The sequence below is a fragment of the Candidatus Contendobacter odensis Run_B_J11 genome (assembly GCF_000531125.1).
Lineage (GTDB): Bacteria > Pseudomonadota > Gammaproteobacteria > Competibacterales > Competibacteraceae > Contendibacter > Contendibacter odensensis.
The window spans coordinates 1-25,019 of record NZ_CBTK010000246.1 but is presented as its reverse complement, the minus strand read 5'-3'; the positions used below and the strand labels follow the sequence as shown (position 1 = coordinate 25,019).

Here is a 25,019-nt window from a genome sequence, read left to right as displayed (position 1 = left end):
GTCAGGTGAATACTACCCCAGAGAAGCGCGGCGGATGACTTTCTTGGTTAAGTACAGACCCAAGGCCATAGCATCTTGCGCTACCGTCGCTTGTATTACGGAATGCAGAAACTACCATTCGCCAGTGTAGATGTATGTGCGGTAGCATACACAATCAAAACTTTTGCTTTCCGTCATTCCCGTTCGCGGGTATGACGGAATTTACGGGTTTAGCGAAAGTCCAGGATAGGTTTTGAACCACAGGCGTAGCACGGGCTTCCAGCCCATGTTCAGTTCACGGGCTGGAAGCCCGTGCTACATCATTAAAATTATGGGGAATTGGTATAACACCTTAAAATCAAGAAACTGAAACAAAGTAGCAAAAGATTACCACCTTGCCTAATGCCCACGCCACCGTTGTTCCAGATAAAACGCCAATCCCAATGCGCCGCCACCGGTAATCAGCAGGCTCAGTAACAGCCCAAAATCCTCAGCCAGATGAGCGAAAAACAGCGTGTAAATCTGAATGATCAGGAAAGTCACGCCATAGCCCGTCAACATCCGCATGGAAAGCCGTGCCCCTAATCCGATCAAGGCCACGTTTAATCCCGCCCATAAGCCATTGAACAACACTAACTCAACCGCTCCAGCGCGATACCAGCCGTCACTGGCCTGATCAAAATTGCCGAACAGCGACAGTAACCACAGCGCCATTTCCGCGAAGAATAACCCGCTGGACAACCAGACCTTAAAGAAGCCGCGAAACGGCGCCAGCCATCCCTTCTCGCTCTGTTGATGAATGACCGCGATGGCAATCATCACTATCGCTGCTATCAGAAACCGCAACGGATAATTCATTCCGAACCAGTATGCCCCCCAGCCGGAGGCATAACCGGTAAAACCGCCAAACCAACTGAAAAATATCACAGCGCTCAATACCAGCAGCAAGACATTATGCAACATATAACTCAGGCCGATGAACAGCACCAGGTCAATGAGCAGCAACGCCGGCCAGTTACCCGATCCAGTAGAATAGATCATCCCCAAGGTGAAGGTCAGGCCAATCAGCAACAGTCCACCCAAGAGTTCCAGACTACGCTTGCTCCAAACCAGACCGGGATGGCTGCGGTTTAATCCTTGCGCACCGCCAAAGCTGGCAAGGATCGCCACACCCAGAAAAACCGCCAGTTTATTCAGGGTAAACTCAAACCAAGTCCGGCTCAGAATCACTAATCCTGCCATGACGCTGATTGCACCGAAAATCAGAAACCAGCGACCCAATGAACGCCAGTCCCAACCCTCGGTTGGATAACGCGGGGTCAATTGTCGATAAGTCACTTCATCCAGCACACCTTCGCGTAATAACTCATCCAGTTCGCGGCGAATGCGCCGGTTTCTACTCGGTGGATTCATCATAACTTCTCCGAGGTGAGGAACAGACTCCAGCGTTCACAGGCATAACCGAAAGCCATAGCCAGCGCTCCACCCATCAGGAAAAACGCTCCCAGTGAGATTTGATCCCAAAAATACTCAAAATAACGGGTGTAAAGATTGATCGAGAAAAATACGATACCAAAACCGGTAAAGCGGGCATCGTGCAAGCGGGCGCCCGCGATCATTTGACCCAGACCAGCGGCAGTGAAGACCAGCACCCAACCCAAGGACCTACCCGGTAGCGTCAGAAACCACAGCGACAGATTCAGGTACAGTAACCCAAAAATCAGAATCAGTGCCCCAAAACCGGCGCAGCGCCACAAGGATCCCTGTTCCAGAAACTGCTCGTGCCAGATACCCAGCATAATTGCCGCCAGTGCCACGACTGCCATGATGCGTGGTTCCTGAATATCAGCGAAATAAGCGCCATGACCACCATAAGCGTGCCACGCACCCAGACCGTGAAAGAAGAAAAGCAATGCCAGCAACAGCGGCCAGCGCAGGTAATAGCGATAAGCGGTGAGGGCTGCGAGTACGCTGGTCAACAACAGGATCATGGGAAGGGTAGGGCCTTCCATCCCACTACCGAGTGCCATATTCAGTAGTATAAATGCGCCAAATACGGCGGCTAGACTAGCGGTAATCAATACCGCGCCGGTAAAGGGATGAAGCTGATAGGGATGGGTTGCCAGCCGTACTCCGCAAATCCACAGCCCCACGCTGATACTGCTCAGTAGTATTGCCGCAATCAAAGCGGAGTCAGAAGCGATAGCAATGAAGGCGAGTACCGCTAACCCCAGTTGGAAGATAGCGAACAGCCCCAGCCATTTCAGCAGCGCGGCCAGAAATCGGCCACGATTTTCATAACGCACCAATAACAGATTGAGCAGCGTATGGTTAATCAAGCCCTGTTGATGCCAGTCGGTAGCTTCACGAGTTAGCAAATCGCGAGTGATGGCGCGCATGATAGGGGCACCTTGAAAGATGAGTGGAGAGTGCGGTATCCAGATTTTGGTATCAGTATGACGCTTATACCAATTCTGTATGGTTGCAGGATGGGTAAAGCGAGGCGTGCCCATCCTACCAAAAACTCAATATCTATTAAGAAATGGTATTAGGCTATCGTATCGAGAGGATAGCTTTACAATCAGGACGTTCGCTAAACCCGTAAATTCGTCATACCCGCGAAAGCGGGTATCCAGACTTTTCAGCGGCTTACTGGATTCCCGCCTACGCGGGAATGACGGAAAGCGAAAGTCCTGACAATAATAGATCGAGAATGTCTTTCCCGATCAGGAGACCCCCATGGAAATACAGCAACAACAGCAAGGCCACGTCATCGTTCTGGGACCGGTAGGCCGACTGGACAGCTTGAGCTGTCGCGAATTTGAAACCCGGCTGCTGGCGGCGCTGGACCAAAGCGAATCAGTGGTGGTGGATTGCACCGCACTGGATTACATCAGCAGTGCGGGCTTGCGTGCATTGCTGGTAGCGGCCAAGCGCAATCGGACCAGCGGTGGCCGGCTGGCGCTGGCGGTGCTGCGCGACTCGATCCGCGAAGTGTTCGACATCAGCGGATTTACCGCCATCTTCGCCATTCATCCCACGGTTGCGGCGGCGGTCGCATCCCTCGGCTAACGGGATGCTCCCATGTTACACAACGGTCAGATTTTCGGTTCCTATCGCATTGAGAGTCTGCTGGGACGTGGTGCGATGGGGGTGGTCTATCGCGGCGTTGGCCTCTGCGACGACCAGCCGGTTGCGATCAAAACCGTGCGCAGCGAGCTGCTGACCGGCTCGGAGCGCGATGCGATGCTGACCCGCTTCCGGCGCGAAGCCAACATTGGGATGCGTCTGCACCATCCTCGCATCGTCCGGGTGCGCGATTACGGCGAGTACGAGGATATCCTGTACCTGGTGATGGAATTTGTCACTGGACAGGAACTCGGCAAGCTGCTGGAAAATCAGCCGAAACTACCGTTGGCGATGAGTCTGGCGCTGATCCTGCAACTGCTGAATGCGTTAGCCTACGCCCACGATCAGGGAGTGATCCACCGGGACATCAAGCCGGCCAATATCCTGGTTCGCCCGGACTACACCCTCATTCTGACCGATTTTGGCATTGCCCATGTGGGTGGCTCGGAACTGACGCAGACCGGCGATCTACTGGGATCGCCGCTGTATATGGCCCCAGAGCAACTGCGGGGCGAACCGGTGGATGGTCGCGCCGACCTGTTTGCGGCGGGCGTCGTGCTGTATTACCTGCTCACCCAACGCAAGCCGTTTACCGCCGACACCCTGGCGGCACTGATGCACCGGGTTCTGTGCGAGGAACCGCCGCCGCCCTCAACCATCAACCGGGCATTACCGGCCACATTCGATGCGGTATTGCGCCGGGCGCTGGACAAAGACCGCAAAGCAAGATTCAGCAGTGCCCTCGACTTTGCGACAGCGCTGCGCCAGGCAAGAATTGATGCGGTCGAAAGCACCATCGTCATGCCGGCGGATCGGTTACCAAAACCCGCTTGGCCTATTGCCAAAGCGAGTCTGGAACGGGATGAATGGCGGCGGTTACAACAGGCGTGGGGGGGGGCAGCACTGACCCCACTGGCAGAAACGATCCTCCACGATGCGCCACTGCCGGGGCGCGTACTCCAGAATGCGCGGGGTGACTGGCTGGATCGGGTACGCCTGTTCGCGCAGTTATGGGAAGCTGGCCGCCGGTTGGGCCACGAACACGCGGCGGATATGACCCGCGCCGATCTGCTCCAGCAACTCACCGGCGCTTTTCTGGATTACGCCGGGACCTTGAATCAACTGCTGTTCAGCGAGGATAACCCGCAACTGTTGCGGATTTCCGCTGATTTCGCCCGGCTGGATCTGCTGCGGCTGGCGCTGGAAGAACTGGGAGCCGATACCGAGGCGCAGCGGGTTCAGCAGGCTCAAATTCTGTTCGCCAGTCAGGTAATGGGCAAGGTGAACAGCCTGATTCGGCAATTTATCGACCGCCGGGGGCCGCTGGCGCGGTTCGGGGTCGCCAGTCTGCTGGTTGAGGTCGAGGAACTGATCGTACTGGCGGATCGCCTGCTCGAAGGCAGTGAAACCGCCGTGGCGGAAGCGGCCACTCCGGGTGGCGCGGTGCTGGCCGAGTTCATGGACAATGCCCACCGCTTGAGCCGGATTCTGGGCCAGGAACTGTTGCAGCAGGTGCAGGCGGAGTTGCAGCGGGACGGTGCCGCAATGACCGGCAACGATCTTGAGCAGGCGTTGTTCGTGGGCCGATTGCGGCAATTGGGATTGCTGTACCGGTTCGCTACCCGGATGGAAGACCGTGAGCGCACCGAAGCGCTGCGAGTACTGGCGACCGAAATGCACCGATTTTTGAATCGCTTGACCGATCGGTTGCTAACCGGTGCGGCGAATACGGAGCCACCCGTGATCAACGATCAGCGCTGGGTGCGGTTGTCGGTCATCGCCGAATTGGCCGAACAGTTTGTTTGGCCGGAATTGCATCAGCGTATCCTGCTGGCGATTCGTAACCAGGTTCTGGCCGTTGGATCGCTCGATCCGATAGACAAATCGCCGGGGCTGGGGAATGATTCGCGGGTGCCGCTGCCCGATTCAAAGGGGTGAATCCGGCGCATCCCACTATGATCAACAATGTTAAGGATTAACCATGCGCATGCGATTTGTTATTCCGTTACTGTTGGCTTCGGGTTTGGTTTGGGCACAGGAAGCTGCGAAACCCGCCGGTCTGGAACCGATCCCCGATGGTTCCCCGGACGCAACGCGGGAACAGAACGTCCCGGCACCGGAAGTAACCATCCGCCGTCGTGGCGCTCAGGGCGTGATCGAGGAATATCGGGCCGGAGGAGTGCTGTACATGATCAAGGTCAATCCGGCCAAGGGTGTGTCCTATTATCTGGTGGATACCGACGGCGACGGTAATCTGGAGACGCGCTATAACGATTTGCAGAGTGGGATGTTGATACCGGCTTGGGTGCTGTTGCGCTGGTGATCGGGCTGGGGTGTCGTCTGAACGTGGTCGCCCTGCAAGCAACTGCCATCAAAAGTCGGGCTACAACAGTTGCGTGGCGCGGATTTTTTGAGCGGTGGTCAATTCTGCTGCGACCTGCTTCTGTGCTTGTCGGGCGTCTTCATCTCCCTGAATGGCCGCGCGGGAGAACCAGACATAAGCCATCACAGAGTCCCTTGAGATTCCCCCTTGGCCGGTAATGCACATCACTCCCAGGTTGAACTGGGCCAGCGCATAGCCTTGGTTAGCAGCTTTTTGATACCACGCCAGCGCCTCCTGGAAATCCTGCGACACGCCATGACCTTCAGCATAGAGCGCGCCCAAATTGACCTGAGCCGGGGCATAGCCTTGGTCGGCAGCCTTACGATACCACTGCAATGCTTCCTGATAATGACCGCTCTCCTCACTGGCTGCTCCCTTCTCAAAATCCTGTTCTGGATTCGGCCTGACTTGACTGACGGGATCGGCGGTGTTTCTACGGCTGACTTGACTGACGGGATCGGCGGTGTTTCTACGGCTGACTTCGTTCTGAGGACGGGAACCGCTGTGGGCTTTTGCACTTGCCATGTCCGCAGTACGGTGGCGGTAACGCCTTCTCGCCGAATAGACAACGATGCCCACGATGATGAGCAGTGCCCCACAAATTTTCCCAAAGAGGGTGTCGAGACCAGCGACTGCCAGTATTCCTGCAAGCACATAGAGATACGGAAGCAGTTCATAGATGGGCGTTGGGATCACGTTAATCTCCGAAAGTTACTAAACCAGGACTTTCGCTTGCCGTCATTCCCGCGTCAGCGGGAATCCAGCAACCTGCTGAAAAGATTGGATACCCGCTTTCGCGGGTATGACGAATTTGAGGGTTTAGCGAAAGTTACTAAACTATTACCCTAGTATAGGGATACGGAATAGGTCAATAAAATTAAGGTTTTTTTGCTTCAGCCCTTGACGCACACCACTTGCTTGAGGGTATGCACCACTTCAACCAGATCGGACTGGTTAGCCATCACCTCGTCAATCGGCTTGTACGCGCCCGGAATTTCGTCCAGCACACCGCTGTCCTTACGGCATTCCACGCCAACGGTTTGATCGATTAAATCCTGCTGATCAAACTTCTTCTTGGCCTGACCCCGGCTCATCCGTCGTCCCGCGCCATGCGAACAGGAGCAGAACGATTCTGGTTCGCCCTTGCCCCGCACGATGTAGGACTTGGCGCCCATGCTGCCGGGAATGATTCCCAGATCACCCACACCAGCGCGAATAGCGCCTTTGCGGGTGATGAATAAATCTTCTCCGAAATGCCGTTCCACTGTGACGTAATTATGATGGCAGTTAATAGCCTCCCGAGTCAGAGTAAACGGCGGCAATTGCCGCATCAGCGCATCCAGAATCAGCCGCATCATCTCGCGGCGATTAGTCATCGCGTAATCCTGCGCCCATTGCACCGCCGTCACATAGTCGTCGAAATGTGCTGCGCCTTCTTGCAAATAGGCCAAATCACGGTCAGGCAAATTGGCAAGATGCTGACCCATATCCTTACGCGCCAGTTCGATGAAATAGCGGCCAATAACGTTGCCGATGCCGCGACTGCCGGAATGCAGCATCACCCACACGTCCTGGTTCTCGTCCAGACACAGTTCGATGAAGTGATTGCCACCGCCGAGAGTGCCTAATTGCTGCGCCCAAGTGCGCTCGGAATTTTTCTGCATTTTTAGGATGCCTGGGTGTTTGTGAACGATGCGATCCAGACCGCCCGATAGTGCATGCACCGCCGAAGCCGGTACGCCGGGACCGTTCGGGTGCATGGCGAAACCCACTGGCACTGCCGCCTCGATAGCGGTGCGCAAGGGCCGCAGGTTATCCGGCAACTGGCTGGCGGTGAGGCTGAGACGGGTAGCGACCATCCCGCACCCAATATCTACCCCGACCGCCGCTGGAATAATCGCACCCTTGGTGGGAATAACTGCGCCCACCGTCGCGCCAATACCGACATGAACATCGGGCATTGCCGCCACATGGCTATGAATGAAGGGTAATTGCGCGATATTGACCAGTTGCTTCACGGCTGGTGAATCCACATCATCGGTGTAGATTTTGACTGGAACTTTGCCTTGGATAATGATTCGCTGAATCGGCATGATGGTGACTCACTGCAATAATTACGGGAAAAATTAAACGCTAAACTGTTTGAAATTTAAGTCAATTTCATTCAATTGTCAAAAAGCTACGTCGCTTGGAGTGTAATCCGGCATCGGTCTGATAAAGTTAAACAGACCGTCCAATGCTGACAAACTGCGGTGTGTCTATGGACATTGGCGCGCCGCTCATCGCAAAAAGCCAAAAATTCACAACTACGGAGGAACCCATGCAGCGTCGCGAGTTCATCAAACAGGCTGGATTAGGTCTGGCTGCCGTGGCGGGAACGACCGCTCTTCCCGTCATCGCCCAGTCACCCTCTCCGCAACCAACCCCCACCGCGTTGCCGACCCTCAAATGGCGAATGGCGTCGAGCTTCCCCAAGAGTCTGGACACCATTTACGGAGCCGGTGAGGTGCTGTCCAAGCGGATCGCGGAAATTACCGAGGGCAAATTTGAAATCCGCGTCTTCGCCGGCGGCGAGATTGTGCCGCCGTTTGGAGTGTTGGATGCGGTGCAACAGAACACGGTCGAGGTTTGCCATACCGCTTCGTACTACTTTCACGGCAAGAATAAAGCACTTTCGCTGGACTGCACCGTACCGTTTGGCCTCAATGCCCGGCAGATGAACGCTTGGGTTAACTACGGTGAAGGGCTGCCCTTGCTGCGTGAGCTTTTCGCCAAGTACAACGTGGTCAATTTCCCCGGCGGCAATACCGGCACTCAGATGGGCGGCTGGTTCCGCAAGGAAATCAAGTCACTGGATGAACTCAAGGGCCTGAAAATCCGCATCCCCGGCTTCGGCGCGGAGGTATTCTCAGCGCTGGGCGCGGTGCCGCAATCCTTGCCCGGCGGTGAAATTTACCCGGCGCTAGAACGCGGCGCGATTGACGCTGCCGAGTGGGTTGGCCCCTACGATGATGAAAAGCTGGGTTTCTACAAGGTTGCCAAGTTCTATTACTACCCCGGCTGGTGGGAGCCAGGTCCAGTGCTGTCGTTCTACGTCAACAAGGAACAGTGGGAAAAATTGCCTAAACCTTATCAGGCCGCATTTGAAGCGGCGGCGGCTGAAGCTAATAGCACCATGCTGGCGGCTTACGATGCCAAGAATCCGCTGGCCATCCAGCGGCTGGCACAGAATGGCACTCAGCTTCGCCGCTATCCCGACGACGTGCTGAAAGAGGCTTATGAGATTGCGCAGAAGATTTACGCCGCAGAATCGGCCAAGAATCCCGACTTCAAGAAGATCTACGATTCAATGCACGCCTTCCAGCAAACCTCCGATATTTGGTCTGGCTTGGCCGAGGGGACGCTGGCTAACTTCATGCAGGCGCAGTTGCGGGTGAAGAAATAGGAGCGGTTCCACACCTTGCCAAAACCCGGTGATTACCGGGTTTTTTTACGCCCAATTACTGGGCGGGTTTGGGCAACGGTTTGAACAGATCAGCGGCATCGTCCTGGCTGGAAGGCGGGTTATAACTGCCGGAGTCGTCCGGCTGTCCCAGCATTTGCACCTGCGCCGGTTGACCCGAATGAACAGGACGGTCAAGTCCAACCGTCACCAGCGCCGGAAACGCAATGATCAGCGCCACCATGATCACTTGAATCACCACAAACGGCACCGCGCCCCAATAAATGTCACTGGTTTTGATGGTGGGTGGCGCAACGCTACGCAGATAGAACAGCGCAAAGCCGAATGGCGGGTGCATGAACGAAGTCTGCATATTCACGCCCATCAGGATGCCGAACCACACCAGATCAATGCCGAGCTTTTCCGCGACCGGGGCCAACAGCGGCAGGATGATGAAGCTGATCTCGAAGAAATCGAGGAAGAACGCCAGCAGAAATACCAGCACGTTCACCACGATTAAAAAGCCCAGTTGACCACCGGGCAGATCGAGCAAGAGATGCTCTACCCACAAATCACCGTTGACCCCACGAAATACCAGGCTGAATACACTGGAGCCAATCAGGATAAACACCACGAAACTGGTGATCTTGGCGGTGGCTTCCATTGCCTGAGTCAACAATTTGCGATCCAGCTTGCGCTTGATCCCGGCCAGCAGCAGCGCGCCGACTGCGCCTAATGCGCCGCCTTCGGTGGGAGTGGCCCAACCGATAAAGATGCTGCCCAGCACCAGAAAAATCAGCGTCAACGGCGGCACCATGGTAACAGCCACCCGTTGCGCCAACGCCCAGCCGCGCAGGGTGCGAGCTTCCGGCGGCAAGGCCGGGGCAACATGGGGACGGAACCAGGTATTCAGAAAAACCCACAGCACATACAACCCGGTCAGGATCAAGCCGGGGATGAACGCGCCCATGTACATATCGCCGACCGAGCGCCCGAGGACATCGGCCATCACGATCAGCACCAGCGACGGCGGAATGATCTGCGCCAGAGTGCCGGAAGCCGCGATCACCCCGGCGGCCAATGCCTTGTCATAGCCATAGCGCAACATGATCGGCAATGAAATCAGCCCCATGGCAATGACAGACGCGGCAACTACCCCGGTCGTAGCCGCCAACAGTGCGCCAACGAAAATCACTGCATAGGCCAAGCCGCCGCGAATCCTGCCAAACAACTGGCCGATAGTGTCGAGCAGCGCTTCGGCCATGCCGCTGCGTTCCAGCACCAGCCCCATGAAGGTGAAGAATGGAATCGCCAGCAAAATCTCGTTCTTCATGATCCCGAACACCCGGTCGGGCAGGGCTTGCAGCAGATTCGGCGTGAGCAGGCCGAGTTCGATGCCGATCAGGCCGAAGGCGATGCCGACCGCCGCCAGTGAGAACGCCACTGGATAGCCGATCAGCAGGAACAGCACCAGCGCCGAAAACATGATCGGCGCCATATTGGCGATCAGGAACGCGGCCATGTCAGTGCCCGCCCTTGAAATCGGGCAGCGGTCGCTCACCGGTCAGCGCAGCGATGTGCTTGATGATTTCGGAGATGCCTTGCAGGCTGAGCAGAATAAACGCGGTCGGAATAGCAAACTTGAGCGGCCACCACGCCAACCCACCTGGATTCGGCGAGACTTCACGGGTCTGATAAGCGATCAAAAAGAAGTTCCAGGAATCAACCGCGATCAGCAGACAGACCGGCAGCAGAAACAGCAGCGTCCCGAAGAGGTCGATCCACACTCGCGCCCTCGGTGATAAGCGCGAAGAGAGAATATCAATGCGGACATGCCCGCCTAAGCGCAGGGTCCAGGCGGCACAAAACAGGAATATCAGCCCGAACATGAACCATTGCGCTTCCAGCAGGGCGTTCGATCCCCAGTCGAAGACATAGCGCAAGGTGGCGGCGAGCGCGCTGATCAAGGTGCAAAACAGGATCAGCCAGCTTATCCAGCGACCAAGAGCCGTATTGAGGGCGTCAATAGCCGCCGCGATGCGGAGCAGAAACTTCATGTCATCTCCAAAGAGGGGAATGGCGCGAGAAAAAGCGGGCTGGCGCAAAAAAAGCGCTTCGCCTTCAAACTCTGGTCAATCCAAATCTTATCCAGTGTAGCCGCCAACACGCCTGTAACGACCGTAGTCACGGCAACGGGAACTGAATAATAGTCGCCATCGATCCGCATTCCCCACTGCTAGAATGATCGTCCCGGCCGCTCCATCCGGCCCTTTTCCGACTCTCACGAGATGTGATTTATGCAATACAAGGACTTGCGCGATTTTATGGCCCAATTGGAGCGAATCGGCGAACTCAAGCGAGTTCGCGTCACCGTGGATCCAGTGCTGGAAATGACCGAAATTTGCGACCGAGTACTGCGGGCGGGCGGACCGGCGATCCTGTTTGAGAATCCCAAGGGTCATACCATCCCGGTACTCACCAATCTGTTCGGGACGCCGCGCCGGGTGGCGCTGGGGATGGGCGAGGACGAGGTGGCGGCGCTGCGTGAAGTCGGCAAGCTGCTCGCCTTTCTCAAGGAACCGGAACCACCTAAAGGCTGGCGTGATGCCTGGGACAAGCTGCCGATTTTCAAAAAAGTGCTGGACATGGCCCCAAAGAAGATCAGCCGGCCACCGTGTCAGGAACGGGTGATCGAAGAATCCGATGTGGATTTGGCCCGGTTGCCGGTGCAGCACTGCTGGCCAGAAGACGCCGGGCCGCTGATTACCTGGGGTCTGGTGGTGACGAAAGGCCCGCATAAGCTGCGGCAGAATCTCGGCATCTACCGCCAGCAAGTGATCGGTCGCAATAAGGTCATCATGCGTTGGCTGGCGCATCGCGGCGGGGCGCTGGATTTTCGCGAATGGCAACAGGCTCGGCCCGGCGAGCCGTTTCCGCTAGCAGTGGCGTTAGGCGCTGATCCAGCCACGATTCTGGCTGCGGTAACGCCGGTGCCGGACACGCTGTCGGAATACGCTTTCGCCGGCTTGCTGCGCGGTTCCCGTACTGAGTTGGCCCAATGTCTGGGTAATGAGTTGCAGGTGCCGGCCAGCGCTGAATTGGTGCTGGAAGGCCACATTGCCCCCGATGAAACCGCAATGGAAGGGCCGTTTGGTGATCACACCGGCTATTACAACGAAATGGATCAGTTTCCGGTATTTACCATTGATCGCATGACTCACCGCGAAAATCCGATTTATCACAGTACCTACACCGGTCGGCCACCGGATGAACCCGCCATTCTGGGCGTGGCGCTGAACGAAGTGTTTGTGCCGATTTTGCAGAAGCAGTTTCCCGAAATTACCGATTTCTATTTACCGCCGGAAGGCTGTTCTTATCGGCTGGCGATAGTCTCGATGCACAAGCAATATCCCGGTCACGCCAAGCGAATCATGCTGGGGGTATGGTCATTTCTGCGCCAGTTCATGTACACCAAGTTCGTGATCGTGGTGGACGATGACGTGAACGCCCGTGATTGGAAAGACGTGATCTGGGCGATGACGACGCGGATGGACCCGGTGCGGGATACCGTAATGATCGAGAATACACCGATTGATTATCTGGATTTCGCCTCGCCGGTGTCAGGATTGGGTTCCAAGATCGGCTTCGACGCTACCAACAAATGGCGGGGGGAGACCCGTCGTGAATGGGGCCGGCCGATTGCTATGAGTGCGGCGGTGAAACAGCGGGTGGATGCGTTGTGGAATGAGTTGGGATTGTGAATCCGGTGAACCGCGTGGAGGAATCCACTTCTAATCAGCCGGTGCGTATTTCAAACAGGAGATAACTCTGCCATGCCTTATCAGGTCACCATCCAGCCGAGTGGTCATCACTTCCAGGTCGCAGCGCATGAATCAGTGCTGGATGCCGCCTTGCGCGAAAAGGGTAGCGTATTACCTTACGGTTGCCGCAATGGTGCTTGCGGCTCCTGCATGGGCACGATTCTTTCCGGCGAAGTTGTTTATCCCAACGACAAGCCGCCTGGCATCAGCGAGCGTGAACAGGCCGAGGGCAAGGCATTGCTGTGTCAGGTTCAGCCGCGCTCGGACCTGGTGATCGAAGCTCGCGAGGTCAAGGCGGGGCAGAATCTTCCGGTCAAGACGCTGCCGTGCCGGGTGGAGCGGCGGGAGTTGTTGGCGCCGGATGTAATGCGGCTGTATTTGAAGCTCCCGAATATTGAGCGCCTGCAATTTCTGGCCGGGCAGTACCTAGATATTCTGCTGGCTGATGGCCGGCGGCGCAGCTTCTCGCTGGCGAATCCGCCCCACGCCGATGAATGGCTGGAATTGCACATTCGGCGGGTGCCCGGTGGTTTCTTCACCGACTATGTTTTCAACAAAATGAAGGATAAGGCGCTGCTGCGGTTTCAGGGACCGCTGGGAACCTTCTTTCTGCGCGAGGATTCACCGCGCCCGATCATTCTCATCGGTGGCGGTACCGGCTTTGCGCCGCTCAAGGGAATGCTGGAACACGCTTTCCATATTGGGCTGGATCGACCGCTGCACCTGTACTGGGGTGCGCGGGCGAAAGCAGATTTGTATCTGGACGAGTTGCCGCGCCGTTGGGCGGAACAACACCCGCAGTTCCGCTACACCCCGGTTCTGTCAGAACCGCGCCCGGAAGACGACTGGGAAGGCGGTACCGGCTGGGTGCATGAAGCGGTTACTCACGATTATCCCGATTTGAGCGGTCACGAGGTCTACATGAGCGGCCCGCCACTGATGATCGACGCCGCTAAAGTGGCTTTCGCCGACCGGGGGTTGCCGGTTGAACAATTGTTCTACGATTCTTTCGAGTTTGCGTCGCATTGAAACCGGTTCTGCTATTTGCTTAGCAGCAGGTCAGTGACAAGGATCGACATGAAAAAGATATTCATCCCTTTCTACAGCTTTCTCAATCGCAAACCGCGCATCAAGCGGCCAACAGTGATCATGACCCTCCTGGTGCGGGATGAAGCCGATATCATTGAACGGCATCTGCGCTATCATGCCAATAGGGATATAGACGGATTGATTGTCACCGATCACCAATCCGGTGATGGAACCCGCGACATTCTGGAGCAGTATAAGAAAGAAGGTGTCATCCTTGCGTTAATCGACGAGCCGGGAGTTGCTTTTGATCAGGTGGCTTGGGTTCACCGGATGATCGAACTGGCCCGCGACAGGTATCATGCTGACTACTGCATTAACAGCGATGCCGATGAATTCTGGTACACAGCCAGCGGTTCTTTGCGAAATGAATTGGCGCGCAGCCGGGCCGGCAAAATTCATTGCCCGTCCTACATGATGCTGCCCGCAGCGAACGGTGAGTTCTGGACCGCGACCGATTGCGTCAGGCAAGCCGTGCCGAAAAAATTCGGGTTCAAAGGCTACAATGTTCTTTTCACCAAGCCGACCAGCAAGGTGATTCACCGGACTCAAGGCTACCGGATAATCACTCCCGGCAATCACGGCGTGGAAATGAGTGATGAAACCAGAGAAAGATCAAAGACGATCCGGCTTTATCATTACAGCATCAGAAGCAAAGAACAGTTCATCCGCAAGATGCTACAGAGTGGCGCAGCGCTCGAAGCAAATAAGGGCAGCCCGGAGAAGGAAGGTTCGCACTGGCGCTATTTTTATCGCGGCCATAAAGCAGGCGCTATCGATCTCGATCAGGAGTTCCATCAGGTGATCGGTACAGATCAGATCACGGAATTGCGCCGCGCCGGCTGCGTCATAACCGACACTACCATGAAACAAGCCTTTTCAGAAAAATAAGGGTTGGTTGAGTCGCGGTGAGACGGAGAAGAATCTCTCCAAACCAGCGAGCAATCTTCTGATCGCCCGCCAGCCAGAGGATGAGCAGATTCAGGTGGCTATGGCCGGCCCCATCGGTCGCTGTAACTGCTGCGACACTTCGGCGGCAGGCAGCATCGCACCCTGTTTCTCCTGCGGCTTGCCGACCAGCAGCCGCAGTCCGGCATGGAAGCATTGGCCGGCGTGAGTCAGCTCATGCAGGGATTCCAGCAACTCGCCCAGTTCCTGATAAGCGTCCGGGGTCGGCATGATTTGGATGCTGCGTTCCAGATAGTCACGGGCCTTGGCATTCTGCTGGCAGCGCTTGGCCAGTCGGCCTAGCGTTAACAGCAAATGTGGATCGTCGCCATGCTGAACCAGCCAGCTCTCGGCGGCAGCCAATTGCGCCGTCGCGTTGCCCCGTCCCAACATCCCGTAACCGACCACCAGTTGCTGGCTCCAGCGCCGATTGATTGCTTCACGCAGCAAAGTCTCGGCATCGGCAGCGGCTTCGCAATCACACAGGGCGGTGGCGTATTCAACCAGATACGCTTCGTCTTCCTCGCGCAAAACCGCTGGTGTCTGTTTCCATAGCGTGCGCAAGGATTCCAGCGATCCACTGGCGGCGGCGCTTTGGAGCAGGGCGTGGTAAACCGCGCTCTGGATCTCCGCGAACCGTTCAGGGCCGAGCGCTTTCTGCTTGTGCAATTCGGGCAGCAGTTTTCGCAATAGCTCCCAGACGCCGAGTTGCTGGTACGCCTTGGCCAGATATTGCAATACGCCGGGGTGGCGGGGATGGAGCACATACAGCGATTCCAGAATGGGGCGCGCCTGCTCGGCCTGGCGGTCGTCCAGCAGAAATTCCGCACGAGCCAGTTGCACCGTGAGCGGATCGGCATCCAGCGAATCCTCAGCCTGGCGCAAATGCAGGTCGCGGCGCCACTTCATGTCGTTGAGAGGGTGAATGGCTCGTGCCGCGCTCAGATAATGCAGGGCGGGCGTTTCGCTGTGTTCCGCACCCTTGAGCAGGGTTTTCTCTGCGGTAATCCACTGTCCGGCAGCCATTTGCCGACTGCCCAGTTCAAACAGGCGCCGGGCTTTGTTGTGCAACCGCCGCCGATGGGCAGCCAAAGTCTGACCCGGCGTTTGCCACAGCCGAACGCTCAGCCGGAGCAGCGCATAAAACGCCAGAAACGACAGGATCAGCACTATGACGAAAAAGGCGAGACTGGTCTCAATGGACCACTCGCCGAAACTGATCATGGCATAGCCGGGATCCTGCCGAAGTGACAAGGCCACCCAGACCGAAGTAAACAGGGTAACGATAATGCCAACCAGCAATTTCATGGTTGTCCCTCCCCGTTAGCGGTCGGCTGGGGGGGCGCCGCCGGAGTTTTGATCAGCACCGGACGAATCGGTTGCCGATGAGCGAGCGCCTCGTGGAAGGACTGATTGAGGCCGGCCAAATCCGGGATATAGGGATTGAACTGCACCGTTTGCAGCGCTTTCAATTCACTCAGGAAAGTGGCAACCCGGGTGTCGTCGGTGTCGAAATAGGTTGTGATCCATTGGCGAACCAGTTCATTGGAGTCCTGATACGCTTGGGCATCGCCGCGCAGCAGCGCCATCCGCATACTTTCCATTTCCAGTTGCAGGTTCTGGCGCAAGAAAAAGTCCTCTTCCATCGCGATCAGCGGCGGAGCTTCACTGCGCACCCGGCGGATCACCACAATGCTCTTGAACTGGTTCCAGACCGCTTGGCTGGTGCGATCCCACCAGGAACGGTCGGTATCGGTACTGACAGTGGCGGTAGTGGCCGGTTTAACCACATTCTTGATATCCGGGGTTCCGGATTTAATCTGCAAGGGCAGGCTGGCAACCTCACCTTCCATCTGCACGATTTTGTGGGACAGAGCGGTAATGTCAGGCAGTTGGACGCCGCGTAAGCTGGCGATGGCTTCACCGATCATGACTTGCACTGGAGTCATGGCGCTTTCACCAACCGCTTTCAACCGCTGTTGGGCCGCATCCAGCGCCAGTCGGGCAGTCGCCAGGTTGCGTTCCAGCTTCAGTTTGGCATCGGCCAGCCGCAGCAGATAGTCCACTTCCGCCAGTGGGAAGGCGTTGATGTCACCGCCTTTAGCCGCCACGATCTTGACCGTTTCCAGATTCTCCGCCAGCCCGTTGTGACTCAACCACAAGTTTTGAATCTGATCACTTTGTTTTACCAAGCGGTTCTGCTGCTCCTGCAACTGCTGGTCGAGTTCCGCCTTCTGCTGCTGGACGTGGGTCTTATGCGCGTCATGGCTTTCCCGCAGCAGTTTCATCTCGCCCTTGATGATCTCGTTCTCGCCCTTGTACAGCTCCATGGTGTTCTTCAGCGGTTGCAGATCGCCCGTTAGCCCCAGAGTTTGCTCACGGATGTTCTGGCTTTCGGTGCGCAATTGATCGAGCGCGGTCTTCAGCGCTTGCAGTTCTTTAACTTGGGCTTGCAATCCCTGTAGATCAGTGTTGGGTTGAGCGATAGCCTGCTTGATTGCCTGATTCAGCCGACTGGTCTGGCTGGTCTGTTCCTGTTGCCAGAGATACCACAGATAGCCGCTGCCGCCGCCGGCGCCCAACGCAACCAGGAGCGCGAAACCGGCCAGTCCGCGACCGCTCTTAGGGGTTGGTGCAGCAATCACTCCGGCTTCGCTTATCGTTGCCAAAGGGGGGTTGGGGGAATTTTGGGGAGCAGCGCTGATAACCGGCGCGGCCTTGTCGCTATCGTCATTATCGGATTTCGGGTCTGTCATGTTGTGTACCGAACGGATGAAGAGAATGGAGTAGTCAGGTGGAGCAGTGCGGTGAGGATGGCGTCATCACTGGCTTCCTGGGCGATCAGAATACGGCGGCAACCCTGGGCGGCGGCGAGATGCTGGATGCGGCCACTGACCACAATCAGGGGGGTTTCACGCAGATAATCTTGCCCGGCTGCGCCTAGCATATCAAACAGATTCAACAGGCTCTCACCGCTGGCAACCACTACCGCGCCGATTTGGCCGCGCTGCCAGCGTTCCAGCAAGGCTGAGAGATCGGTTGTCGGCTGCTTACGGCGATAAACCTCGGCATGATCAACATGGGCACCGCGAGCGGACAAGGTTTCAGCCAGCAGTCCCCGACCGCCTTCGCCACGAACGATCACCATGGCTTGACTGTTGACGACCTCTGGTTGAAATCGTAGCAGCGCCAGCAGTGTTTCGCTGGTAAAGCCTTGGGCGGGCTGCACACTGGGGTTAATGCCATAGCGGGCCAGCGCCTGGGCGGTCGCTTTACCGATAGCGGTGATTTCCAGCCGGGGCGGAATGCCGCCGCGTTGTTGAATCAGCGGCATGGCCCGATCCACTGCGTTGGCGCTGGTGAAAATCGCCAGATCGTAGCGATCCAGCCGGTCCAGAACCGCCAGCGCCGGGGTCCAGTTCTGCGGTTCGCCAATAACCAGCGCTGGACAGCGAATGGCATAGCCGTCGTGCTGGGCGATCAATTGGCAGAGCGGGCCGGCCTGATGTTCGGGTCGCGTTACCAGCACGGTCAGGCCGTTCAGGGAAGGATTCATGGCGCAGGCCGTTCAGGACGCCGCAAAAACCCGTTGCAGAATGACATCAGCGCCACATCCAAGCAGTTCTTCGGCCAGGGCTGCGCCGAGGCTTACCGCTGCCGCAGCCGGGCCGCGAATTTCGCCCGCGACGATCCGGCTACCGTCCGGTTCGCCGACCAGCCCACGCAACCAGAGCTGATCGCCGTCCAGCAGCGCATGACCGGCAATGGGCACCTGACAGCCGCCTTGCAGCCGGGCATTGAAAGCCCGTTCCGCTGCGATCCGGATATGGGTGGCCGAGTCATCGAGCGCGGCGATAATCCCCTGAGTCCGCGCATCACCCAGCCGGCATTCAATCCCAATCGCGCCTTGCCCAATCGCGGGCAAACTGAATTCCGGTTCCAGCGTCAGCGTGATTCGTTCGGCCAGCCCCAGCCGTTTGAGGCCAGCGGCTGCCAGCAGAATGGCGTCGAATTCGCCTGAATCGAGCTTGGCCAGCCGACTGCCGACATTGCCGCGCAAACTGTGAATCTGCCAATGCGGATAACGGGCGGCCAATTGGCATTGACGGCGCAGGCTGGAGGTGCCAATCCGGGCGTCGGCAGGCAAAGCATCGGGGTGGGTCTCATGACGGGATACCCAGGCGTCGCGGGGGTCTTCGCGGGCCAATATCACTGGCAGGCCCAATCCGGCGGGAAAATCCACCGGCACATCCTTCATCGAATGCACCGCAAGATCGGCGCGATTCTCCAAAAGACTCTGCTCCAACTCCTTGACGAACAGACCTTTACCGCCAACTTTAGCCAACGGACTGTCGAGGATTTTATCACCGCGAGTGACCATGCCGATTAACTCGATCCGCAAGCCGGAGTACATTCGGCGCAGACGTTCGGCGACGTGTTCCGCTTGCCAGAGAGCGAGGGGACTTTTACGGGTAGCAATGCGCAGGGAGTCAGAGTGCATGGTTTTGATGAGCTAGGGTGTCTTTTTCAGCCTACAGAATAGTTGAATCGTTGATGAGCGACACCCAGACCGACTGCAGGACGGTAACGGATCCATCGCCCATGCGCGGATGGGCAACGGTTTAGCTCATCTGTCCCGATTCAGCAGGAGGGTTTGACCCGCCATCTTGGCGGTTGTGGAGGGTATGGGGGAAAGTCGGTGGGATGCTCTATGCTTGAACAGCTACACGGCGAGGCATTGTGGTAGAGTTTTGGTCCTGTAAATTTTCCTGTGATGGCGAGGGTTGGTAGCGTCAGGCGAGGGCGTTGACTGAATCCAACCCATTGATCTCAATAGGTGCTGTTCATTTTACCTGCCTGCCCCACAGTTCCGATCACAGGAAAATTTACAGGAGGATATTTATGATAGTGCGCTGTTGGAAAAAACCAATCAAACCTTGGATTTTATCCGCAAAGAACTTTAATTGGCTTACTGGATGTTAATGCACCCCGCTCCCCCGCTGTTCTCTCGCCGTAAATACTGGGCCGCCCGCTTTGGCGTTGCACCCTTCCTGCCGATGTCCCGCGCCGAAATGGAGGCGCTGGAATGGGACTCCTGCGACATCATCATCGTCACCGGCGATGCCTACGTTGATCATCCCAGCTTCGGCATGGCGATTATTGGCCGCCTGCTGGAAGCGCAAGGGTTCCGGGTCGGCATCATCGCTCAGCCGGATTGGACTTCGGCGGAACCGTTTCGGGCATTGGGCCAGCCCAACCTGTTTTTCGGGATCGCGGCGGGCAACATGGATTCGATGGTCAACCGCTACACCTCGGATCGGCGGTTGCGCCACAACGACGCCTACACCCCCAACGATGAAGGCGGCAAGCGGCCGGATCGGGCGGTGATCGTCTACAGCCAGCGCTGTCGTGAAGCGTATCCCGAAGCACCCATTATCATCGGTGGCATCGAAGCCAGCTTGCGCCGCATCGCCCATTACGACTATTGGTCGGACAAGGTGCGGCGTTCGATTCTGCTGGACGCCAAGGCCGATTTGCTGCTGTACGGCAACGCCGAACGCGCCATTGTCGAAGTCGCCCATCGCGTCGCTGCTGGTGAACCACCCAAAACGATGCACGATTTGCGCGGGGCGGCGTTCACGGTCAAGGGCTTGCCAGAAGGCTGGGTCGAGATGGATTCGACCGAACTGGATCAGCCCGGCCCGGTCGCTGCACATCCCGATCCGTATGCGGTGACGCCGGTGGAAAATACCCCGTGTTCAACGTCTGCGCCCGCTGAAACCGCTGCACCGCCGGTTCAGCCGATCCATTTCCAACGTCGCATCGTCCGCCACGACCGTGCCAAAATCGTGATCCGGCTGCCCGCCTACGATCAGGTGAAAAACGATCCGGTGCTGTACGCCCATGCCTCGCGGTTGCTGCATCTGGAAACCAATCCCGGCAACGCCCGTGCTTTAGTGCAACGCCACGGTGACCGCGAGGTGTGGCTGAATCCACCGCCGATTCCATTGACCACGCCGGAAATGGACGCGGTTTTCGATCTGCCGTATGCCCGCGTTCCACATCCGAGCTACGGCAATGCCCGGATTCCGGCTTATGAAATGATCCGGTTCTCGGTCAACATCATGCGCGGCTGCTTCGGCGGCTGCACCTTCTGCTCAATCACCGAACACGAAGGTCGGATCATTCAATCCCGTTCGGAAACATCAATCCTGCGCGAAATAGAAGAGATTCGGGATCGGACGCCCGGCTTTACCGGGGTTATTTCCGATTTGGGCGGGCCAACCGCCAATATGTACCGCATCGCCTGCAAATCCAGCGAGATTGAACAGAGTTGCCGCAAATTGTCCTGTGTTTACCCGGACATCTGCCCGAATCTGAATACTGATCATTCATCGCTCATTGGCCTGTATCGCAAAGCACGGGAGTTGCCTGGGATTAAAAAAGTGCTGATCGCTTCTGGGGTACGCTATGACCTGGCAGTGCGCGATCCGGCTTATGTGCGTGAACTGGTGACGCATCATGTCGGCGGTTATCTCAAAATCGCGCCCGAACACACCGAGTCCGGGCCACTCGCCAAAATGATGAAACCGGGCATGGGCGCGTATGATCAATTCAAGATGTTGTTCGAGAAGTATTCAAAAGAAGCGGGCAAGGAACAATATCTGATTCCCTATTTCATCGCCGCCCATCCAGGAACCACCGATGAGGACATGCTGAATCTGGCGCTGTGGCTGAAAAAGAACGGCTTTCGCGCCGATCAGGTGCAGGCGTTTCTGCCCAGTCCAATGGCGCTGGCAACCGCCATGTATCACTCTGGCCGCAATCCGCTCAAAGGCATTCATCGCGACCGGGGCGAACAGGTTATTTCGGCCAAGGGGTTAAAACAGCGCCGATTGCACAAAGCTTTTCTGCGCTATCACGATGCCGAGAACTGGCCATTATTGCGTGACGCGCTCAAACAAATGGGCCGCAGTGAGTTAATCGGCAACGGCAAACGCCATCTGATTCCGACTTGGCAACCGACCGGCACTGGACTCGGTGGCGGTGAAGGCACCCGCGCCGGCCGCAAGCACGGCCCGCAAACCGTGTTAACTCAGCACACCGGCCTGCCACCCCGCGCCGATGGTTCGCGAGTCGCTCGCAGCCCTGCGCCTAAACCGGTAACCTTGAACCAGCGACCAGCGCGGGCCTTTACTCAAGGCAGTCCTTGCGGTAGTGGCCGCCGCTCGCCTCGGCCATCGCGATAGCCGGATGACTTTTGCGGCAACCGGCGGATAAAATGCCGACTGTAAGGAAGATGGCAGCGGCTCAGGCCGGTATCACCGCCCGGTTCCCGCATGTAGCCCTTCCTTCTGGGTGTGTTCCAAAAAGAACACCAAACCTGTCGTTCCCTCCCAAGGGATCGGTTTAATACGCCAGCTCTTCGGCTTTGCAGACCCTGGTCTCCGCCGTCGCTTTGGGATTCCTTGGGATGGGACATTTTCGGAAGCGGACTGATGGAATATCTGATTCCAAGCCTTGTTTTAATTGTCCTTCTCACTCTTTTCTTCAAGTTCGCCATTCGGCGCATCACCATTCTTGAATATGAAAGAGGGTTGATGTACGTCAAGGGTCAATTCAGCAAAATATTAGCAGCCGGACAGTATTGGTATTCACCGCTCTTTGCCGTTATCCAAAAGCTCGACATCAGACCGCGTTTTGCGTCGATAACCGGGCAGGAAGTACTCAGCGCGGACGGAATAACGCTGAAAGTGAGCCTTGCCGCCAATTACGAGATTGCCGACCCTCTATTGGCGACGCATAAGACGCAGAGCTTTCAAGACGCGCTTTATCTGGAATTGCAACTGGCGTTGCGGGAAATCATGGGCGCTGCCGATATTGACGCCATTCTGAAAAGCAGAAATGAATTATCCGGCAAGTTGCTGGAAATCACCGCTCCCAAGGCCATGGATATTGGCCTGAAGTTAATCAGCGTCAACCTGAAGGACATTATGTTTCCGGGCAAGCTGAAAGAAGTTTTCGCGCAAGTGGTCAGCGCCCGCCAGGAAGGGTTAGCGATGCTGGAAAAGGCCAGAGGAGAAATGGCGGCCCTGCGCAGTCTCGCCAATGCGGCCAAAATGATTGAGTCCAATCCTGCGCTTTTGCAATTGCGGCTGGTACAGACTCTCGGCCAGTCATCAGGCAATACCCTCATGTTGGGTATGCCTGCATCATCCCCTGTCACCATAACTCAGAATACCGCTAGCGGGAGCAAATCGCTTGGAGCATCCCCAGAACAATCCTGATAGCCCGGCACCTATGGCCGATCCCGCATTATCGCCAGTGGATGCCCTGTTGGAAGTGATGGCTCGGCTGCGCGATCCCGATAACGGCTGTCCGTGGGATCGGGAACAGACCTATAGCACCATTGTTCCCCACACCATCGAGGAAGCCTACGAAGTCGCCGACGCGATTGCCCGTGAAGACTGGACGGAATTGCAGGCGGAACTGGGTGATCTGTTGTTTCAGGTGGTGTTCTACGCCCAGATTGCCCGCGAGGAAGGCCGCTTCGATTTCAACGATGTGGCGCATGGCATTGTCGAGAAGATGATCCGCCGTCATCCGCATGTGTTCGCTGATGAGCGTTATGCGACTGCCGCCGAACAGATCGCCGCCTGGGAGCGGATCAAAGCGGCTGAAAAACCTGGACAACCGACTGGCGTATTGGACGGAATCCCGCTGGCGCTGCCGGCGTTGACCCGGGCGGTCAAGTTGCAGAAGAAAGCGGCGCGGGTCGGCTTTGACTGGGGCGCGGTCGAGCCGGTGCTGGCCAAAATCGAAGAGGAAATCGCCGAAATCCGCCACGAAATCGCCAGCGCTGCGCCGCCGGAACGGCTAGCCGATGAACTGGGCGATGTACTGTTCGCCTGCGCTAATCTGGCTCGTCACCTCCAGATCGACCCGGAAGCGGCGGTACGCGGAACGAATGCCAAGTTTGAGCGGCGGTTTCGGCGGATTGAGGCGTGGCTGGCGGAAGAAGGTCGCACTCCCACAGAATCCACGCTGGCGGAAATGGATGCGCTGTGGGAGCGGGCGAAGGGCGATGAACGCTGACCAGGCGTTCAGTTTAGTGCTTTAGCGCTGAAGTCATCCACGCCCGCTTGAGTACCCACGCCATCAATACGAGGGCGCTGACCCGCACCAGAAACGCGAGCGCGGTATCTTGGTTCAGCAGACCCCACCGGGTCAGAATTTCGGTCCAATCGTGGAATTCCTCCGGGTCCAGACCCCCGACCAGCGGCAATTGATGAGCGCGGGCGTCCGCCATGTACCGTGCGATATTCAATAGATTCGCCCCCACCCAAACCAGACAGGCGTAATAACCATAAGGCTGCTGGTGGCGGTAGCATTCCCAGGCGCATGCGGCTGGAATCAGCAGTTGCATCAACGTGCCGCCGTACACCATGAGACGCGAGGACAGAATCCCAAAGATAGGGTGACCGGCCTCATGGAACACCAGGTTGGCGCTGTCGAGAATCGGGATCCAACCCCAGAGCAGGTGACCCATCAACAGCAGCACGATAGCGGTGGTCAGTAGCAAGGGCTGGAGTCTGGGCATGTGGAGTGGGCATTCTGTGAGCGATGGTGCGATTTTCAGCGGAGAATAATAACGTCATCGCGGACGTCAAACGTCAGCAATGACCGTTCGGTTTCGCTCAGCACCACCAGTAAACCGGCGCGCTGGCGATGCAACCAGGCCAGTTGTTCCTGATGATTGGTGAATTCGTCGGTGTCGGCGAAGCCATGCAGTCTCTCAGTCAGCGCGTCGGTTGCCTCTTCAAGTTCATCCAAATTATCCAGCAGCGCCCGCTGCTGGGTCTGCAATTCGTGAAATGTCGCCATCGTTTTCTCCCGATAAACCCGATCAGAGCGGAATAATTTACGGCATCGGCAAGCTCCGATAGCCGCTCATGATTCCCACCACCATCAACCCCGCCACCGCTGCGTACAGCAAGCGGGGTATCCATTCCGCCAAGGTATCCCATTGCAGTTCGAGCTGGGTATCCCACTGGCGTAATTGATGGCGGATCACCTGGTCCAGTCGCCCCGCCGTCTCGCCACTGGCGAATAACGCTACTGTACCGGCATCGTCCACCACGCCATACCGCCCCAGGGTTTCGGCCACCGCCGACCGGCCCGATAGCGCCTTGTATCAAGGCCGGTAGAGGCGCAACGAACGCCGCCAACG

23 protein-coding genes are annotated in these 25,019 nt (G+C 57.0%); 10 read left to right on the top strand and 13 right to left on the bottom strand.

The window, feature by feature from the left end; genetic code table 11:
- Positions 1-378: 378 nt before the first annotated feature.
- Positions 379-1,395: a hypothetical protein gene (locus BN874_RS13580; RefSeq protein WP_230314441.1), complete on the bottom strand. Its 1,017-nt coding sequence runs from the start codon at positions 1,393-1,395 to the stop codon at positions 379-381.
- The gene (locus BN874_RS13575) at positions 1,392-2,378 is read right to left on the bottom strand and encodes a hypothetical protein (protein WP_034434390.1); all 987 of its coding nucleotides are present in this window, start codon (positions 2,376-2,378) and stop codon (positions 1,392-1,394) included. Before BN874_RS13575 ends, BN874_RS13580 begins: the two co-directional genes overlap by 4 nt.
- Before the next feature lie 340 nt (positions 2,379-2,718).
- On the opposite strand from BN874_RS13575, the gene BN874_RS13570 reads away from it, so the two are divergent.
- From BN874_RS13570 to BN874_RS13560, 3 genes are read left to right on the top strand one after another with little or no spacing between them, the layout of a single operon-like run.
- Positions 2,719-3,051 (top strand): STAS domain-containing protein, encoded by a 333-nt coding sequence (locus tag BN874_RS13570; protein ID WP_034434388.1) that lies wholly within the window; start codon positions 2,719-2,721, stop codon positions 3,049-3,051.
- A gap of 12 nt (positions 3,052-3,063) precedes the next feature.
- Positions 3,064-5,046, top strand: coding sequence for a serine/threonine-protein kinase (locus BN874_RS22705; RefSeq protein WP_051497844.1), 1,983 nt, complete (start codon positions 3,064-3,066; stop codon positions 5,044-5,046).
- 49 nt (positions 5,047-5,095) lie between these two features.
- Positions 5,096-5,431, top strand: a complete 336-nt coding sequence (locus BN874_RS13560) for a DUF2782 domain-containing protein (protein ID WP_230314440.1) — start codon at positions 5,096-5,098, stop codon at positions 5,429-5,431.
- A gap of 60 nt (positions 5,432-5,491) precedes the next feature.
- Here BN874_RS13560 and BN874_RS22700 read toward each other — a convergent pair whose 3' ends face one another.
- Together BN874_RS22700 and BN874_RS13550 are read right to left on the bottom strand one after the other, a co-directional pair.
- Entirely contained in the window at positions 5,492-6,187 is a 696-nt protein-coding gene (locus BN874_RS22700; RefSeq protein ID WP_051497843.1) for a tetratricopeptide repeat protein, read from the bottom strand.
- Between the two features lie 197 nt (positions 6,188-6,384).
- Complete coding sequence (locus BN874_RS13550) at positions 6,385-7,584, bottom strand: RtcB family protein (RefSeq protein ID WP_034434385.1); 1,200 nt, start codon at positions 7,582-7,584, stop codon at positions 6,385-6,387.
- A 227-nt stretch (positions 7,585-7,811) separates the two neighbouring features.
- Here BN874_RS13550 and BN874_RS13545 point away from each other — a divergent pair, with 227 nt between their 5' ends.
- Positions 7,812-8,936, top strand: a complete 1,125-nt coding sequence (locus tag BN874_RS13545) for a TRAP transporter substrate-binding protein (protein WP_034434384.1) — start codon at positions 7,812-7,814, stop codon at positions 8,934-8,936.
- A gap of 55 nt (positions 8,937-8,991) precedes the next feature.
- On the opposite strand, the gene BN874_RS13540 is transcribed toward BN874_RS13545, so the two are convergent.
- Positions 8,992-10,455, bottom strand: a complete 1,464-nt coding sequence (locus BN874_RS13540; protein WP_034434377.1) for a TRAP transporter large permease — start codon at positions 10,453-10,455, stop codon at positions 8,992-8,994.
- Position 10,456: 1 nt separating this feature from the next.
- Positions 10,457-10,990 (bottom strand): TRAP transporter small permease subunit, encoded by a 534-nt coding sequence (locus BN874_RS13535; protein WP_034434376.1) that lies wholly within the window; start codon positions 10,988-10,990, stop codon positions 10,457-10,459.
- A 240-nt stretch (positions 10,991-11,230) separates the two neighbouring features.
- On the opposite strand from BN874_RS13535, the gene ubiD reads away from it, so the two are divergent.
- The 3 genes from ubiD to BN874_RS13520 all read left to right on the top strand — a co-directional run bounded on the left by ubiD (position 11,231) and on the right by BN874_RS13520 (position 14,731).
- Positions 11,231-12,694, top strand: coding sequence for a 4-hydroxy-3-polyprenylbenzoate decarboxylase (gene ubiD / locus BN874_RS13530; RefSeq protein ID WP_034434374.1), 1,464 nt, complete (start codon positions 11,231-11,233; stop codon positions 12,692-12,694).
- A 72-nt stretch (positions 12,695-12,766) separates the two neighbouring features.
- Positions 12,767-13,783 (top strand): CDP-6-deoxy-delta-3,4-glucoseen reductase, encoded by a 1,017-nt coding sequence (locus BN874_RS13525; protein WP_034434373.1) that lies wholly within the window; start codon positions 12,767-12,769, stop codon positions 13,781-13,783.
- 48 nt (positions 13,784-13,831) lie between these two features.
- Positions 13,832-14,731, top strand: coding sequence for a glycosyltransferase family 2 protein (locus BN874_RS13520; protein ID WP_051497842.1), 900 nt, complete (start codon positions 13,832-13,834; stop codon positions 14,729-14,731).
- A gap of 90 nt (positions 14,732-14,821) precedes the next feature.
- On the opposite strand, the gene BN874_RS22695 is transcribed toward BN874_RS13520, so the two are convergent.
- From BN874_RS22695 to hemC, 4 genes are read right to left on the bottom strand one after another with little or no spacing between them, the layout of a single operon-like run.
- Positions 14,822-16,096 carry a heme biosynthesis HemY N-terminal domain-containing protein gene (locus tag BN874_RS22695; protein WP_051497841.1) on the bottom strand — a complete coding sequence of 425 codons (1,275 nt, stop codon included), beginning with the start codon at positions 16,094-16,096 and terminating at the stop codon, positions 14,822-14,824.
- Complete coding sequence (locus BN874_RS13510; protein ID WP_034434371.1) at positions 16,093-17,544, bottom strand: uroporphyrinogen-III C-methyltransferase; 1,452 nt, start codon at positions 17,542-17,544, stop codon at positions 16,093-16,095. The genes BN874_RS22695 and BN874_RS13510 overlap by 4 nt, the downstream gene beginning before the upstream one ends.
- A complete protein-coding gene (locus BN874_RS13505) occupies positions 17,541-18,344 on the bottom strand; it encodes a uroporphyrinogen-III synthase (RefSeq protein WP_034434370.1) in 804 nt (267 codons plus the stop codon). The genes BN874_RS13510 and BN874_RS13505 overlap by 4 nt, the downstream gene beginning before the upstream one ends.
- 12 nt (positions 18,345-18,356) lie before the next feature.
- Positions 18,357-19,289: a hydroxymethylbilane synthase gene (hemC, locus tag BN874_RS13500; RefSeq protein WP_034434368.1), complete on the bottom strand. Its 933-nt coding sequence runs from the start codon at positions 19,287-19,289 to the stop codon at positions 18,357-18,359.
- 481 nt (positions 19,290-19,770) lie between these two features.
- Here hemC and BN874_RS13495 point away from each other — a divergent pair, with 481 nt between their 5' ends.
- The 3 genes from BN874_RS13495 (at position 19,771) to mazG (ending at position 23,884) form a co-directional block, all read left to right on the top strand.
- Positions 19,771-22,038: a YgiQ family radical SAM protein gene (locus tag BN874_RS13495; protein ID WP_154724938.1), complete on the top strand. Its 2,268-nt coding sequence runs from the start codon at positions 19,771-19,773 to the stop codon at positions 22,036-22,038.
- A 249-nt stretch (positions 22,039-22,287) separates the two neighbouring features.
- Positions 22,288-23,076: a slipin family protein gene (locus BN874_RS13490; RefSeq protein WP_034434367.1), complete on the top strand. Its 789-nt coding sequence runs from the start codon at positions 22,288-22,290 to the stop codon at positions 23,074-23,076.
- 13 nt (positions 23,077-23,089) lie between these two features.
- Positions 23,090-23,884, top strand: coding sequence for a nucleoside triphosphate pyrophosphohydrolase (mazG, locus tag BN874_RS13485; protein WP_034434366.1), 795 nt, complete (start codon positions 23,090-23,092; stop codon positions 23,882-23,884).
- Positions 23,885-23,897: 13 nt separating this feature from the next.
- Here the strand turns inward: mazG and BN874_RS13480 are convergent, their stop codons facing one another.
- The 3 genes from BN874_RS13480 to BN874_RS13470 are packed head-to-tail and all read right to left on the bottom strand — an operon-like array spanning position 23,898 to position 24,956.
- Positions 23,898-24,389: a hypothetical protein gene (locus BN874_RS13480; protein ID WP_051497840.1), complete on the bottom strand. Its 492-nt coding sequence runs from the start codon at positions 24,387-24,389 to the stop codon at positions 23,898-23,900.
- 35 nt (positions 24,390-24,424) lie between these two features.
- The gene (locus tag BN874_RS13475) at positions 24,425-24,673 is read right to left on the bottom strand and encodes a hypothetical protein (protein WP_034434364.1); all 249 of its coding nucleotides are present in this window, start codon (positions 24,671-24,673) and stop codon (positions 24,425-24,427) included.
- A gap of 37 nt (positions 24,674-24,710) precedes the next feature.
- Positions 24,711-24,956, bottom strand: a complete 246-nt coding sequence (locus tag BN874_RS13470; RefSeq protein ID WP_034434363.1) for a type II secretion system F family protein — start codon at positions 24,954-24,956, stop codon at positions 24,711-24,713.
- Positions 24,957-25,019 lie beyond the last annotated feature (63 nt).

Coding starts and splice junctions, on each gene's coding strand:
- BN874_RS13545 (WP_034434384.1), top strand. CDS start 7,812: ATGCAGCGTCGCGAGTTCATCAAACAGGCTGGATTAGGTCTGGCTGCC.
- BN874_RS13540 (WP_034434377.1), bottom strand. CDS start 10,455: ATGGCCGCGTTCCTGATCGCCAATATGGCGCCGATCATGTTTTCGGCG.
- BN874_RS13480 (WP_051497840.1), bottom strand. CDS start 24,389: ATGCCCAGACTCCAGCCCTTGCTACTGACCACCGCTATCGTGCTGCTG.
- BN874_RS13520 (WP_051497842.1), top strand. CDS start 13,832: ATGAAAAAGATATTCATCCCTTTCTACAGCTTTCTCAATCGCAAACCG.
- BN874_RS13495 (WP_154724938.1), top strand. CDS start 19,771: ATGCACCCCGCTCCCCCGCTGTTCTCTCGCCGTAAATACTGGGCCGCC.
- BN874_RS22695 (WP_051497841.1), bottom strand. CDS start 16,096: ATGAAATTGCTGGTTGGCATTATCGTTACCCTGTTTACTTCGGTCTGG.
- BN874_RS13570 (WP_034434388.1), top strand. CDS start 2,719: ATGGAAATACAGCAACAACAGCAAGGCCACGTCATCGTTCTGGGACCG.
- ubiD (WP_034434374.1), top strand. CDS start 11,231: ATGCAATACAAGGACTTGCGCGATTTTATGGCCCAATTGGAGCGAATC.
- BN874_RS13560 (WP_230314440.1), top strand. CDS start 5,096: ATGCGATTTGTTATTCCGTTACTGTTGGCTTCGGGTTTGGTTTGGGCA.
- BN874_RS13535 (WP_034434376.1), bottom strand. CDS start 10,990: ATGAAGTTTCTGCTCCGCATCGCGGCGGCTATTGACGCCCTCAATACG.
- BN874_RS13575 (WP_034434390.1), bottom strand. CDS start 2,378: ATGCGCGCCATCACTCGCGATTTGCTAACTCGTGAAGCTACCGACTGG.
- BN874_RS13510 (WP_034434371.1), bottom strand. CDS start 17,544: ATGACAGACCCGAAATCCGATAATGACGATAGCGACAAGGCCGCGCCG.
- BN874_RS13580 (WP_230314441.1), bottom strand. CDS start 1,395: ATGATGAATCCACCGAGTAGAAACCGGCGCATTCGCCGCGAACTGGAT.
- BN874_RS13525 (WP_034434373.1), top strand. CDS start 12,767: ATGCCTTATCAGGTCACCATCCAGCCGAGTGGTCATCACTTCCAGGTC.
- BN874_RS13505 (WP_034434370.1), bottom strand. CDS start 18,344: ATGAATCCTTCCCTGAACGGCCTGACCGTGCTGGTAACGCGACCCGAA.
- BN874_RS13550 (WP_034434385.1), bottom strand. CDS start 7,584: ATGCCGATTCAGCGAATCATTATCCAAGGCAAAGTTCCAGTCAAAATC.
- hemC (WP_034434368.1), bottom strand. CDS start 19,289: ATGCACTCTGACTCCCTGCGCATTGCTACCCGTAAAAGTCCCCTCGCT.
- BN874_RS22705 (WP_051497844.1), top strand. CDS start 3,064: ATGTTACACAACGGTCAGATTTTCGGTTCCTATCGCATTGAGAGTCTG.
- BN874_RS13490 (WP_034434367.1), top strand. CDS start 22,288: ATGGAATATCTGATTCCAAGCCTTGTTTTAATTGTCCTTCTCACTCTT.
- BN874_RS13475 (WP_034434364.1), bottom strand. CDS start 24,673: ATGGCGACATTTCACGAATTGCAGACCCAGCAGCGGGCGCTGCTGGAT.
- mazG (WP_034434366.1), top strand. CDS start 23,090: ATGGCCGATCCCGCATTATCGCCAGTGGATGCCCTGTTGGAAGTGATG.